General features: G+C 66.0%; 13 protein-coding genes. 4 read left to right on the forward strand and 9 right to left on the reverse strand.

Going from position 1 to position 12,587, the window contains the following annotated elements:
• Positions 1–138: 138 nt before the first annotated feature.
• Together rplT and rpmI are read right to left on the reverse strand one after the other, a co-directional pair.
• A complete protein-coding gene (gene rplT, locus V7Q53_RS04920; RefSeq protein WP_333827305.1) occupies positions 139–501 on the reverse strand; it encodes a 50S ribosomal protein L20 in 363 nt (120 codons plus the stop codon).
• Between the two features lie 12 nt (positions 502–513).
• On the reverse strand, positions 514–714 hold the full coding sequence (gene rpmI / locus V7Q53_RS04925) for a 50S ribosomal protein L35 (RefSeq protein WP_333827306.1): 201 nt from the start codon (positions 712–714) through the stop codon (positions 514–516).
• Positions 715–902: 188 nt separating this feature from the next.
• Here rpmI and V7Q53_RS04930 point away from each other — a divergent pair, with 188 nt between their 5' ends.
• Positions 903–2,132 carry a geranylgeranyl reductase family protein gene (locus tag V7Q53_RS04930; protein WP_333827308.1) on the forward strand — a complete coding sequence of 410 codons (1,230 nt, stop codon included), beginning with the start codon at positions 903–905 and terminating at the stop codon, positions 2,130–2,132.
• Here the strand turns inward: V7Q53_RS04930 and V7Q53_RS04935 are convergent.
• Both V7Q53_RS04935 and pyk read right to left on the reverse strand, forming a co-directional pair.
• Positions 2,126–2,353: a hypothetical protein gene (locus V7Q53_RS04935; RefSeq protein ID WP_333827310.1), complete on the reverse strand. Its 228-nt coding sequence runs from the start codon at positions 2,351–2,353 to the stop codon at positions 2,126–2,128. The two genes, V7Q53_RS04930 and V7Q53_RS04935, sit on opposite strands and share 7 nt — an antisense overlap.
• A 49-nt stretch (positions 2,354–2,402) precedes the next feature.
• Positions 2,403–3,848, reverse strand: a complete 1,446-nt coding sequence (pyk, locus tag V7Q53_RS04940; RefSeq protein WP_333827312.1) for a pyruvate kinase — start codon at positions 3,846–3,848, stop codon at positions 2,403–2,405.
• 135 nt (positions 3,849–3,983) lie between these two features.
• Here pyk and V7Q53_RS04945 point away from each other — a divergent pair, with 135 nt between their 5' ends.
• On the forward strand, positions 3,984–4,298 hold the full coding sequence (locus tag V7Q53_RS04945) for a DUF1244 domain-containing protein (protein WP_333827313.1): 315 nt from the start codon (positions 3,984–3,986) through the stop codon (positions 4,296–4,298).
• A 419-nt stretch (positions 4,299–4,717) separates the two neighbouring features.
• On the opposite strand, the gene V7Q53_RS04950 is transcribed toward V7Q53_RS04945, so the two are convergent.
• From V7Q53_RS04950 to V7Q53_RS04965, 4 genes are all read right to left on the reverse strand, one after another.
• Positions 4,718–5,581: a D-amino-acid transaminase gene (locus V7Q53_RS04950; RefSeq protein WP_333827314.1), complete on the reverse strand. Its 864-nt coding sequence runs from the start codon at positions 5,579–5,581 to the stop codon at positions 4,718–4,720.
• Between the two features lie 12 nt (positions 5,582–5,593).
• A complete protein-coding gene (gene dgcA, locus V7Q53_RS04955; RefSeq protein WP_333827315.1) occupies positions 5,594–6,556 on the reverse strand; it encodes an N-acetyl-D-Glu racemase DgcA in 963 nt (320 codons plus the stop codon).
• Between the two features lie 127 nt (positions 6,557–6,683).
• Entirely contained in the window at positions 6,684–7,685 is a 1,002-nt protein-coding gene (gene dgcN, locus V7Q53_RS04960) for an N-acetyltransferase DgcN (RefSeq protein ID WP_333827317.1), read from the reverse strand.
• Positions 7,682–7,981 carry a hypothetical protein gene (locus tag V7Q53_RS04965; RefSeq protein WP_333827319.1) on the reverse strand — a complete coding sequence of 100 codons (300 nt, stop codon included), beginning with the start codon at positions 7,979–7,981 and terminating at the stop codon, positions 7,682–7,684. Before V7Q53_RS04965 ends, dgcN begins: the two co-directional genes overlap by 4 nt.
• Between V7Q53_RS04965 and V7Q53_RS04970 the strand changes: the two genes are divergently transcribed.
• Together V7Q53_RS04970 and V7Q53_RS04975 are read left to right on the forward strand one after the other, a co-directional pair.
• The gene (locus tag V7Q53_RS04970; protein WP_333827320.1) at positions 7,980–8,939 is read left to right on the forward strand and encodes an L-malyl-CoA/beta-methylmalyl-CoA lyase; all 960 of its coding nucleotides are present in this window, start codon (positions 7,980–7,982) and stop codon (positions 8,937–8,939) included. The genes V7Q53_RS04965 and V7Q53_RS04970 overlap by 2 nt on opposite strands.
• 125 nt (positions 8,940–9,064) lie before the next feature.
• Complete coding sequence (locus tag V7Q53_RS04975; RefSeq protein WP_333827321.1) at positions 9,065–11,395, forward strand: DEAD/DEAH box helicase; 2,331 nt, start codon at positions 9,065–9,067, stop codon at positions 11,393–11,395.
• 98 nt (positions 11,396–11,493) lie between these two features.
• Here V7Q53_RS04975 and V7Q53_RS04980 read toward each other — a convergent pair whose 3' ends face one another.
• A complete protein-coding gene (locus tag V7Q53_RS04980) occupies positions 11,494–12,480 on the reverse strand; it encodes a 2-hydroxyacid dehydrogenase (protein ID WP_333827323.1) in 987 nt (328 codons plus the stop codon).
• Between the last annotated feature and the right edge of the window lie 107 nt (positions 12,481–12,587).

Raw genomic sequence — 12,587 nt, forward strand, 5'->3', positions numbered from 1 at the left:
GCGGGCAAAGCCCGCGTGCGAAGACGGGCGGGAGCGGCTCCGGCGCCTGCCCCCCGGCGATTTCGCCCGTGCAAGCGTTCACCCATGCAAAAGGCCGCCCGTTGGGGCGGCCTGACGCTTTGCCTTGCCGGGCCTGTATCAGGCGGTGGCAGAGCGGGCTTTTTCGACGATCTGACCGAAGGCCTCGGGCTCGTGCACGGCCAGATCGGCCAGAACCTTGCGGTCGACCTCGATCCCGGCATTGGCCAGGGCGTGGATGAAGCGCGAATAGGTCAGCGACGGGTCGATGGCACGCACCGCCGCGTTGATCCGCTGGATCCACAGCGCGCGGAAGTTGCGCTTGCGGTTCTTGCGGTCACGGGTGGCGTATTGGTTGGCCTTGTCGACTGCCTGGGTTGCCGTGCGGAAATTGCGCGAGCGGGCACCGTAATAACCAGCGGCGGCCTTGACGACCTTGCGATGGCGGGCGTGGGTAACTTTACCGGATTTGACGCGGGACATGTCTGATCCTCCTCAGCGGGCGTAGGGCATGTAGGTCTTGACGATCTTCGTATCCGGATCGCTCAGCACCATGGTGCCGCGCGCGTCGCGGATGAATTTCGTCGTCCGTTTGATCATGCCGTGGCGTTTGCCAGCCTGGGCCGATTTGATCTTCCCGGTCGCAGTGACCTTGAAGCGCTTTTTGGCGCTCGATTTGGTCTTCATCTTGGGCATTTCCGTCTCCTGTCTTGTTTGAGCGGTACTGACGCGCGACTCGGCATGCCTCGAAGGCCGGCCACGCGGGTTTGGAGCGGGCTCTATAGGATGCGCGCGCGAGCGATGCAAGTGCCTGTTGCCGCTGTGCGCTGCGCGCATTAGACAGGCGAAAAGCCGGGTGAAGAAGATTGAGGAGCCGGACGGGCATGACAGAACGCTTCGATCTCATCGTCATCGGCTCCGGCCCTGCCGGCAGTGCTGCCGCCAAGGTCGCGGCGCAGGCCGGGCTGCGGGTGGCACTTCTGGACAGGGCCGCCTTTCCGCGCGACAAGCTTTGCGGCGGCGCGGTCAGCGGGCGATGCGCGCAGCTTCTGGAGACGATCTTCGAACAGCCCGTCACGCCCTCGCTGTTCCGCACCGTGACCCGCCTGCGCCTTTCCCATGACAGCGTCCCGCTGGGCCTGATCCGGAACGCCCCGCCCCTGCACATGACCATGCGCCGCGATTTTGACGCGGTTCTGCACCGCCATGCCGCCGCTGCCGGGGCCGTCATTCACGCGCCGGTCCGCATTGCCCGGATTGACCCGGAAGGCCCCCGCGTCACGCTGGACGATGGCCGCGTGCTGGAGGCCGCGCTCATGATCGGTGCCGATGGCTGCAACAGCGCCACCGCACGCGCCCTCTTTGGCCGCCCCTTCGACCCTGCCGATATCAGTTTCGCGCTGGAGGTGGAGCTGCCCCGGCATAAGGATGCGTTCCGCACGGTCGAAATTGACCTGGCCGCGGCGAACTGGGGCTATGGCTGGATCTTTCCCAAGAACGACAGCATCACTGTGGGCGTGGGTGGCATGCATCAGCGCAACCCCGACATGAAGGCCCATCTGCGGACCTATCTGGAGCGCTATGTTTCCCCCGCCGAGGCCGACGCCGCGATGCAGGGCTGCAAGGGTGCCTTTCTGCCCGCCGGCGTCTACCGCAAGGTGCCCGGCGCGGGGCAGGTGTTGCTGGCAGGCGATGCGGCGGGGCTGGTGGACCCGGTCTCAGGCGAAGGTATCGCCTGGGCGCTGCGCAGCGGGCAATTGGCGGGTGAGGCCTGTGTGGCGGCGCTGCAGTCAGGTGCGCCCGGAACAGCGCTGCGCCTTTACGGAAAAGAGCTGGCCTATGTCCAGCGCGAGATAGACCGCGCACGGATCATCCAGAAGATGCTTTTCTTCAGCCCCAGAAGCGCGCAGGTGGTGCGCAATCTGGTGCGGAAAACCAGTGTGCAGCGCGCCTTCCTGCGCATCCTTTCCGGCGAGCGCGACTATCAGGACATTGGCCGGAAAACGCTGCTGAACGTGTCGCTGCTTTTTGGCAAATCGATTCTCGGGGGCCGAAGGCAGAAAGGCGGTGCGCGCCCGCCCGGAAGCAGCGGCCCAGACGGCGGCGCTCAGTAAAGGATGCGCGCCAGAACCGTCAGCGCCATCTGCGGCACATCGGCCCACGCATAGCCGCCGCCGGGGTGGGTGAACTGCGCCCAGCCCGCCATTCCCAGCCCCAGCGCCAGCATGATCAGCCCCGGCACCGGCCTGCGCCGGTCAGCCCAGGCTGAAACAAAGCCCACGAACGCCAGCGGCAGGAAGGCAAGCCCTGCCAGCAGGATCAGATCGCGCTCCATGCGCCCCCTTTTCCGGCTCCGGGCCGATCCCGGGGCGCCGATGGGATGATTATTCAGCCTCGGCGCGGTAAATCAAGCGTTCGTCGCAGGGGGCCACGCGCAGGATGTTCGTGGTGCCCGGCTGGTTGAAGGGCACACCGGCGGTGACCACGATCTGGTCCTGTTCGGTGGCCAGCTTCAGATCAATCGCCGCGCGCGCCGCACTCACCACCGCCGATTTGAAGCGGTCGATCGGCCCGGTCGCCACACAATGGATGCCCCAGGTCAGGCACAGCCTGCGCAGGGTCTCGGGCTTGGTGCTGAGGGCGATGATCGGCACCTGCGGGCGTTCGCGCGCCACTTTCGCGGCGGTGGAGCCCGATTCCGTGAAGCAGCAGATCGCCTTGATATCCGTCGTCTCGGCGATTTCGCGCGCGGCGGCGACGATGCCATCTGCGACATTGGTATGCGCGATCCGGCGCGAGGAGTTGATGACTTCGCGCCATGTCGGGTCCCCTTCGACCGAGATGGCGACGTTGTCCATGGTCCGCACGGCCTCGACGGGATAGGCCCCTGCCGCTGATTCCGCCGAGAGCATCACCGCATCCGCCCCCTCATAGATCGCCGTGGCCACATCCGACACTTCGGCGCGGGTCGGCATGGGGCTTTCGATCATCGATTCCAGCATCTGCGTCGCCACGATCACCGGCTTGGCCGCCGCACGCGCCTTGCGCACCAGCCGCTTCTGGATCGGCGGCACGGCATGGACCGGCAGCTCCACCCCAAGATCGCCCCGCGCCACCATGATCCCGTCTGACACGGCAAGGATTTCGTCAAAGGCCTTTACCGCTGCGGGCTTTTCAATCTTGGCCATGATGGCCGCGCGGCCGCGCACCAGTTCCCGCGCCTCGATCACATCCTCAGGGCGCTGCACGAAGCTCAGCGCCAGCCAGTCGACGCCCAGTTCGCAGGCAAATTCCAGATCGCGCCGGTCCTTGTCCGACAGCGCCGCCAGCGGCAGCAGCACATCGGGCACGTTCACGCCCTTGCGGTCCGAAATCGTGCCGCCCACGCTTACGGTGCAATTGGCAAAGTCGGGGCCGCATTCCTCAACCCTCAGGCGGATCTTGCCGTCGTTCACAAGCAGTTCCGAACCCGCCACCAGCGCCGCGAAAATCTCAGGATGGGGCATCTGCACGCGGTTGATGTTGCCCGGTGCGGCGTCCAGATCAAGGCGGAACGCGGCGCCCACCTCCAGCTCGACAGGGCCCGCGGCAAAGGCACCCAGCCGCAGCTTGGGCCCCTGAAGATCGGCCAGCAGCGCGATGGGCCGCCCCGAACTGGCCTCGATCTGGCGCACAAGGGCGTGGCGGGCGCGGATCTCATCATGGGTGCCGTGGCTCATGTTCAGGCGGAACACATCGGCGCCCGCTTCGAACAGGGCGGTGATCGTCTCAAGGTCGGAAGAGGCCGGGCCAAGCGTTGCCACGATCTTCACATTGCGGTTTCTTCTCATCTTTCGGTATCCTCCGGCCTGTTCCTGCCTCTATTATCGCGTAAATATGAAGCAACGACAACGGTCACACCGACGCCCGCACTATCTTGCGCAAACCGCGCGCGGGCGCAATTGTTATCGCAAACGGAGGACAGAATGGACGAAGCCACCCGCACCCGTATCGAAGCCGCCACCTTTCGCCGTCTGGTGCAGCACATGATGGTTGAGCGCCCCGATGCGCAGAATATCGACCTGATGAATCTCGCGGGCTTTTGCCGCAACTGCCTGAGCCGCTGGTATCAGGAAGCGGCAAGCACCGAGGGGGTCACACTGGACAAGGCCGGGGCGCGCGAAATCGTCTATGGCATGCCCTATGAGCAATGGCAGGCGCAACACCAGCGCGACGCCACGCCGGAGCAGCAGGCGGCCTTCACGAAGTCCTTTGCAGAGAATGTGGGCAAGCGCGACTGACTCTGTCGCGCGCCCGGCACAATCGACAACGCCATCTTGAAGCACCCTTGCAGACCTTCCGCGATTCACCCAAGAGGATGATTGCTCCCGGTTGACGAACAATGAAAGCGCGCGCCATTTCCCTGCGTTTTATCCGGTCCTCCCGGAACCCCGCCAGGAGTGGCTTTTCCCGTCGCCCCTGTGTGCGCATGGCTGCCACAGCAACGGGCGACACATACAACAATGAGCGCGGGCGCAGATACGTTCGCAGCACCGCTCGACATCGACGAACACACCCCGCGCATCCGGGCGCCTGCCCGCATCACCGGACTACGACCGCGCAGGGCGCGTCGCACAAGAAACTGATGCGTGCCTCGCGCGGTGGCCGGAATACGACAGACCGAAGAAAGGGCGGCCAGCGCCGCCCCTTCACGCAGGCCTCAGATCGCGGCCTTGCGTTTTTCTTCCAGATAGATCTCGCGCAGCCGCATCGCCACCGGCCCCGGCTTGCCGCTGCCCACCGCCACCCCGTCAACCTCGACCACCGGCATGACAAAGGCCGAGGCCGAGGTGATGAAGGCCTCATCGGCTTCCTGCGCCTCCGCAATGGTGAAGGGCCGTTCCTCCACCTCCATCTGCGCCTCAGCCGCACAACGCAGGACCGATGCGCGGGTAATCCCGTGCAGAATGTCATTCGACAACTGCCGCGTAATGATCTTGCCGCCCTTGATGATCCAGGCGTTGTTCGAGGTGCCCTCGGTCACCGCGCCATCCTCGACCAGCCAGGCATCATCGCAACCGGCCTTCTTGGCCATCATCTTGCCCATCGACGGATACAGCAACTGAACCGTCTTGATATCGCGCCGCCCCCAGCGGATATCCTCGATCGAAATCACCCGGATGCCGGTTTTCGCCTGTGGGCTGTCGGCCAGACCGGGCTTCGACTGGGTGAACAGGACGACTGTAGGCGCGCAGGTCTCCGGGTCGGGGAACGAGAAATCCCGGTCGCCGGGCGAACCACGGCTGACCTGCAGATAGATCATCCCCTCATCAATGGCATTCTTCTCCACCAGCGCGCGGTGGATCGCCAGCCAGTCATCTTCGCTCAGCGGGTTGCGGATATCGAGCGCATCGAGCGAGCGCTGCAGCCGCGCCAGATGGCCGGGGAAATCAATGAGCTTGCCCCCCAGAACCGAGGTCACCTCATAGACCGCGTCCGCCATCAGAAAGCCCCGGTCAAAGATCGAGACCTTGGCCTCATCCTCGGGCAGATAGTCACCATTGACATAAACTGTACGGGTCATCGCGGGCCTCTCCTATCCCCAGAGCGCGGCTTGCGGGGGATGCACCCCAGCCGCATCAAATTGCAAAGCGTGGTCGCGGTCTTCCGCCAGAAGCAGCGGGCCGTCAAGATCGGTCACCGCCACGCCCTGCGCCACCAGCACGGCGGGCGCCATGGCGAGCGACGAGCCCACCATGCAGCCGACCATCACCCGGTAGCCCGCCGCCACTGCGGCATCGCGCAGCGCCAGCGCCTCGGTCAGGCCGCCGGTCTTGTCGAGCTTGATATTGACCATGTCATACTTGCCCTTCAGCCCGGGCAGACTGGCACGGTCATGGCAGCTTTCATCGGCGCAGACCGGCAGCGGTCGCGCGATCTCAGCCAGCATGGCGTCGTCACCGGCGGGCAGGGGCTGCTCCACCATTTCCACCCCCAGCCGGATCAGATGCGGCGCCAGATCGGCGTAAACATCGGCTGACCAGCCCTCATTGGCATCGACGATGATGCGCGCCTTCGGGGCGCCTGCACGCACCGCTTCAAGGCGCGGCATATCCTCGGGCGTGCCCAGCTTGATCTTCAGAAGCGGGCGATGGGCATGGCGCGCGGCCGCCGCGCGCATGTTTTCAGGCGTGTCCAGCGACAGGGTAAACGCGGTAATCTCCGGCCCCGGCGCTTCCAGACCGGCCAGTTCCCAGACCCGCTTGCCCGCCCGCTTCGCCTCCAGATCCCACAATGCACAGTCGACAGCATTGCGCGCGGCCCCGGCGGGCAGCAGCCCCTGCAACGAAGCGCGCTCAATGTCGACCGGCAGACCCTCGATCTGCGCCGTCACCGACTCCAGCGTCTCGCCATAGCGCGCATAGGGCACGCATTCGCCCCGGCCCCGCACACCGCCGCGCTCAATCACCACCGTCAGCACCTGCGCCTCGGTGCGCGAGCCCCGGGCGATGGTGAACACCTCAGACAGCCGAAACCGCTCTGCCGTGACCGTAATCATGCCGTCCCTTTCATCTTGCCCCAAATACGCACTTTTTTTGCCCGGGGGGGTCCAAGGGGGGAGGCCGCGCCTCCCCCCTGGCGCAGGAGCGCGAGGGGCGCGCAGCCCCTCGCACCCCCGGCCAGATTCAGACCGCCGCCAGCGCGTCCACCAGCACGCCCGCGCCAAAGCGGAACGGGTCGGTCGCGGGCAGGCCGGTGCGGGCCTCCACATCGGCGAGATAGGCGCGCGCCGCCTCTTCGCCCATGTTCTGGGTATTGACCGCAACGCCCACCACCACGCAATCGGGGTTCGCCACCTTGGCCAGCGCCAGCGCCATGTCGCGCACCGCCTCGATGGTCGGCAGCTTGTAGCCCGGCAGGCCGCGCATATGGTCGCGCGTCGGTTCATGGCAGATGACCAGCGCATCGGGCTGCCCGCCATGGATCAGCGCCAGCGTCACCCCGGAATACGAGACATGGAACAGGCTGCCCTGCCCCTCGATCAGGTCCCAGTGATCGGCGTCATTGTCCGGCGTCAGGTATTCGATGGAGCCGGCCATGAAATCGGCGATCACCGCATCCAGCGGTACGCCGCCGCCGGTGATCAGGATGCCGGTCTGGCCTGTGGCGCGGAACGTGGCCTTCATGCCCCGCTCGCGCATCTCGCGCTCCATGCAGAGCGCGGTATACATCTTGCCGACCGAGCAATCGGTGCCCACGGCCAGCATCCGCTTGCCGGTGCGGATCTCGCCATTGGCGATCGGGTATTTCACCGAGGGGATGCGCACATCATGCAGCTGGCGCCCCGTGGCGCGCGCCACCGCGGCCAGATCTTCTTCATCGCGCAGCAGATTGTGCAGGCCGGAAGCCAGGTCAAACCCTTCCTCCAGCGCCTGCACCAGCACCTTTTTCCAGCTTTGCGAAATCACCCCGCCCCGGTTGGCCACGCCGATCACCAGCGTTTTGACCCCGGCGGCTTTCGCCTGCGCAAGGGTCATGTCGGGCAGGCCCATATCGGCCTTGCAGCCGTCAAGCCGCAGCTGCCCTTTGGCATATTCGGGGCGCCAGTCCTTGATCCCCTGTGCCACCTTGGCGGCCAGCTGGTCGGGTGCATCGCCGAGAAACAAAAGATACGGGGTTTCGATCATGGGACAGCTCCATTGCGTTTGGCGCCGAGACTGCCTGAAATCTCACGCCAGAACATCGGTTTTTTTGCCGCTTCGCAGCAAAGCTCTGCACGTTCCTTCGAATATTTTGCGAAAATGCGCAAGATTATTCCCTCGCCGCGCGCAGCCTCTGCCGGATGCTTCGCCGGATGCCGCGTCGCCGCGCCCGTCATGCAGCCGCAGAAAAAAGCCCTTGCGCCCCGCCACGCAAGATAATAACCAATCGTCGTTGCCCCGCGCAACTTCCTTGCCACCGACCAGTTCAGACGAGACCGCATGTCCTTCCTTATCCAGCCTGCTGCCCCTGCCCGCCCGAATCGCTGCCAACTGTTCGGCCCCGGCTCGCGCACGGCGCTGTTTGCGAAGATGGCCGCCTCGGCGGCGGATGTCATCAATCTGGATCTTGAGGACTCGGTCGCGCCCACCGACAAGGCCGAGGCCCGCGCCAATGTCATTCAGGCCACCCATGAAGTGGACTGGGGCAACAAGACGCTCTCAGTACGCATCAACGGGCTGGACACGCCCTTCTGGTACCGCGATGTCGTCGATCTGCTGGAACAGGGCAGCGACCGGCTGGATCAGATCATGATCCCCAAGGTGGGTTGCGCCGCCGATCTTTACGCGGTCGACGCGCTGGTAACGGCGATCGAAGCAGCAAAGGGCCGCAAGAAGCGCATCGCGTTTGAGGTGATCATCGAATCTGCCGCCGGCATCGCCCATGTGAACGAGATCGCCGCCGCCTCACCCCGGCTTCAGGCGATGAGCCTTGGCGCAGCCGATTTCGCCGCCTCGATGGGGATGCAGACCACGGGCATCGGCGGCACGCAGGAAAATTACTACATGCTGCGCGAAGGGGCGCAGTACTGGTCCGACCCCTGGCACTGGGCGCAGACCGCCATCGTCGCCGCCTGCCGCAGCCATGGCGTGCTGCCGGTCGATGGCCCCTATGGCGATTTCTCGGATGATGAGGGGTTCCGCGCCCAGGCCCGCCGATCGGCCACGCTGGGGATGGTCGGCAAATGGGCGATCCACCCCAAGCAGGTGGCACTGGCGAACGAGGTTTTCACCCCCTCTGATGCCGCCGTGGCCGAGGCGCGCGAAATTCTTGCCGCGATGGAGGCCGCAAAGGCCCGCGGCGAAGGCGCGACCGTTTACAAGGGCCGGCTGGTCGATATAGCATCGATCAAACAGGCCGAGGTGATCGTCCGCCAATCCGAGATGATCGCGGCAAACTGAATACCCGCGCGGCGCACTTTGAGGAGGGTTGCGCCGCCCACCGGGAGGACTGCACGCCCCGGGGCCAACCCGGGGCGTTGCTGTTTTCCGCGTTTGCTGTCACACTTTAGCGGCACATTCCGCGAATGCCCCTCGACACCCACCCCAGCGGCGGCTATGGCCCGCCCCTTCACCAGTTGACCGGACCCTTCCCCATGACCTCATCCATCCCCGAAGCGGCCACCCTGCCCGCCCCCCTTGCGCAGGCGCTCTCCGACAAGGGGTATGAAACGCTCACGCCCGTGCAGACGGCGATGCTCGATCCGGCGCATGCCGGGCATGACTTGCTGGTCTCGGCCCAGACCGGCTCTGGCAAGACGGTGGCTTTCGGGCTGGCGATGGCCGCTGACCTGATGGATGACGCGGCGCAGCTGCCGCCCCCCGATACACCCCGCGCCCTGATCATCGCCCCCACCCGCGAACTGGCGCTTCAGGTCCGGCGCGAGCTGGAGTGGCTTTATGGCCCTGCCGGTGCGGTCATCGCCTCTTGCGTCGGCGGGATGGATGCCCGCTCCGAGCGCCGCGCGCTGGAACGCGGCGCGCATCTGGTGGTGGGAACGCCGGGGCGGCTGCGCGACCATATCGAGCGCCATTCACTGGACATGAGCCAGCTGCAGATCGCCGTGCTGGACGAGGCCGACGAGATGCTGGACCTCGGCTTCCGCGAAGACCTTGAGTTCATCCTGCAGGCCGCCCCCGTCGAGCGCCGCACGCTGCTGTTCTCGGCCACCGTCTCGCCGCAGATCGAGAAGCTGGCGCGCACCTATCAGCGCGACGCCCGGCGCGTCATCGCCAATGCCACGCGCGATGCCCATGCCGATATCGCCTATCGCGCGCTGACCGTCGCCACCGAAGACAGCGAAAACGCCATCGTCAACGTGCTGCGCTATTATGAAGCGCGCAATGCGCTGGTGTTCTGCAAGACCCGCGCCATGGTCAACCACCTGACGGCGCGCTTCAACAACCGGGGCTTTGCCGTTGTCGCGCTGTCGGGCGAACTGGCACAGGATGAACGCACCCGCGCCCTGCAGATGATGCGCGATGGCCGCGCCCGGGTCTGCGTGGCAACCGATGTCGCCGCCCGCGGGATTGACCTGCCGGGGCTGGAACTGGTGATCCACGCCGATCTGCCCTCGAACCGCGAGGCGCTTCTGCACCGCTCCGGCCGCACGGGCCGCGCCGGGCGCAAGGGGGTCAGCGTGCTGATCGTGCCGTTCCCGGCGCGCAAACGCACCGAACGGCTGCTGCAATCCGCCAATCTGGACGCCGAATGGGGCCCCGCCCCCTCGGCTGCCGAGGTCAGCGCCCGCGACACCGAACGGCTTCTGACCGACGAGACCCTGACCGCCGTGGAAACGCCCGAAGAACACGCGCTGGTCACCATGCTGATCGAGCGCTTCACCGCGCGCGAACTGGCAGCGGGTGTGCTGCGCCAGTATTTCGCCGCGCGCTCCGCCCCTGAAGAGGTGGCGCAGGTCACCGCCGATGGCCCCAAACCCCGCGCCCCCCGGGCTGAATTTGACCGCAGCTTCTGGGTGAAGCTGAGCATCGGCGCGGCTGAACGTGCCGAGCCGCGCTGGCTGTTGCCGATGCTGTGCCGCGTGGGTGATCTGGGCAAGAACGACATCGGCGCGATCCGTATCTTCGACGACAACACGATGGTGCAGTTGCACGCAGATTGCGAAGAGCGTTTCTTCCATGCACTCGGCGCGGATGCCCAGCTTGAACAGGGGATCACCGTTGCGCGCGCGGCCGCCCCTGACCCCGGCTCCCGCCCCGCCCCGCGCGCGGCTCCCGCCGCCGCCGCGCGCGCACCGCGCGAAGAGCGCGCCCCCCGGCCGGAACGCGCCCCGCGCCCGGAACATGCTCCGCGGGCCGAACGCAGCCCGCGCCCCGAACCGCAGGCAGAGCGCCCGCAGGCCATCGAGGCCGAAGGCGGCGCGCAGGCCTACAGCAAACCGAAATACGCCGAAAAACCGAAATATGAGGGTAAGCCCAAGTATGAGGGCAAGCCCAAGTATGAAGGGAAACCGAAATACGAGGGCAAACCGAAGTTCGAGGGCAAGCCCAAATATGAGGGCAAACCCAAGCCATTCGGTGCCTCCGCTGACAAACCGCGCGCCGCGCCACGCGGGGCTGACAGCCCGGCACCGCGCAAACCGCGCCCCGCCGCCAGTGGTGCGAACAGCGCCGCCGCCAGAACCGACAGCAAGGCAGACGCGCCTGCCCGCCCCCGGTTTGATGCCGCAGCGGCGCGCAACCCCTCGGCACGGCTGGATGCGCCGGCCGGCAAAGGGGCCGGCAAGGGCAAACCCGCGTTCAAGAAACCGGGCGGCAAACCCAAAACCGGCGGCAAACCGGGCGGCAAACCCGCGCGCGGCCCTGACGCCCGCCCCTTCCGCCCGCGCACAAGCTGACGCAATGAAACCCGACACCGGGTTTCATCTTGCCAGAAATACGCTGGGGGTGAATTCGGCGCAGCCGAAGAGGGGGGCAACAGCCCCCCTCCCCGCCCTCACAACATGCCCGGCAGCACCTGATCAGGCGGACGGTGGCCATCGGCGAAGGTCTTGATATTCACGATCACCTTCTCGCCCATCTCCACCCGCCCCTCGATCGTGGCGGAACCCATATGCGGCAGAAGCACAACATTGGGCAGCTCGCGCAGGCGCGGGTTGATCTCGGCGCCGCGCTCATAGACATCCAGCCCCGCCCCGGCAATCTCGCCCGCGCGCAGGCCGCGTGTCAGCGCGTTCTCGTCGATCACCTCGCCGCGCGAGGTGTTGATCAGCACCGCCGTCGGTTTCAGCAGCTTCAGCCGCCGCGCATTGAGCAGATGAAAGGTCGAGGGGGTGTGGGGGCAATTGACCGAAATCACATCCATCCGCGCGACCATCTGGTCAAGGCTTTCCCAGAACGTGGCCTCCAGCGGCTCTTCCACCTCGGGGCGCAGGCGCTTGCGGTTGTGATAATGGATCTGCATGCCAAAGGCCTGCGCGCGCCGCGCCACGGCCTGACCGATCCGGCCCATCCCCAGAATGCCCAGCCGCTTGCCGCCGATCCGCCCGCCCAGATGCGCCATCGGCGACCAGCCGCGCCACTCGCCGCGCTGCATCTCGGCCAGCCCCTCGGGGATACGCCGGGTCACCGCCAGCATCAGGGCAAGAGCCATGTCGGCGGTATCGTCGGTCACCACGCCGGGGGTGTTGGACACAAGCACCCCACGCTGGCGGGCGCTGTGGACATCGATGTGATCGACGCCCGCGCCATAATTGGCAATCAGCTTCAGCCGCTCGCTGGCCTGAGCCAGCATGTTCGCGTCGATCTGGTCGCTCAGCGTGGGCACCAGAACATCGGCGCGCTGCATGGCGCTGACCAGTTCCTCGCGGCTCATCGGCGCATCGGTCTCGCGCAATTCGGCGTCGAACAGCTCCTTCAGCCGGGTCTCGACGGCGTCGGGCAGGCGTCGCGTTACGACAACACTCAGGCGCTTTGACGGCATCCATACCTCCTCAAGACTTTCAAATCGGCGCGCTAGATGGCAAAGTGACCGATAGCAAGACGAGGCACAAGCACCCCGGACAACCTTCGCGCAATAAAATGACCGAA

Origin of the sequence: Pararhodobacter sp., from assembly GCF_036802785.1 — a bacterium.
Classification (GTDB): domain Bacteria; phylum Pseudomonadota; class Alphaproteobacteria; order Rhodobacterales; family Rhodobacteraceae; genus Pararhodobacter.

Bases quoted from the DNA above. Each gene is read 5' to 3' on its own strand.
- rplT (WP_333827305.1), bottom strand. From the start codon at position 501: ATGTCCCGCGTCAAATCCGGTAAAGTTACCCACGCCCGCCATCGCAAG.
- rpmI (WP_333827306.1), bottom strand. From the start codon at position 714: ATGCCCAAGATGAAGACCAAATCGAGCGCCAAAAAGCGCTTCAAGGTC.
- V7Q53_RS04930 (WP_333827308.1), top strand. From the start codon at position 903: ATGACAGAACGCTTCGATCTCATCGTCATCGGCTCCGGCCCTGCCGGC.
- V7Q53_RS04935 (WP_333827310.1), bottom strand. From the start codon at position 2,353: ATGGAGCGCGATCTGATCCTGCTGGCAGGGCTTGCCTTCCTGCCGCTG.
- pyk (WP_333827312.1), bottom strand. From the start codon at position 3,848: ATGAGAAGAAACCGCAATGTGAAGATCGTGGCAACGCTTGGCCCGGCC.
- V7Q53_RS04945 (WP_333827313.1), top strand. From the start codon at position 3,984: ATGGACGAAGCCACCCGCACCCGTATCGAAGCCGCCACCTTTCGCCGT.
- V7Q53_RS04950 (WP_333827314.1), bottom strand. From the start codon at position 5,581: ATGACCCGTACAGTTTATGTCAATGGTGACTATCTGCCCGAGGATGAG.
- dgcA (WP_333827315.1), bottom strand. From the start codon at position 6,556: ATGATTACGGTCACGGCAGAGCGGTTTCGGCTGTCTGAGGTGTTCACC.
- dgcN (WP_333827317.1), bottom strand. From the start codon at position 7,685: ATGATCGAAACCCCGTATCTTTTGTTTCTCGGCGATGCACCCGACCAG.
- V7Q53_RS04970 (WP_333827320.1), top strand. From the start codon at position 7,980: ATGTCCTTCCTTATCCAGCCTGCTGCCCCTGCCCGCCCGAATCGCTGC.
- V7Q53_RS04965 (WP_333827319.1), bottom strand. From the start codon at position 7,981: ATGCGGTCTCGTCTGAACTGGTCGGTGGCAAGGAAGTTGCGCGGGGCA.
- V7Q53_RS04975 (WP_333827321.1), top strand. From the start codon at position 9,065: ATGCCCCTCGACACCCACCCCAGCGGCGGCTATGGCCCGCCCCTTCAC.
- V7Q53_RS04980 (WP_333827323.1), bottom strand. From the start codon at position 12,480: ATGCCGTCAAAGCGCCTGAGTGTTGTCGTAACGCGACGCCTGCCCGAC.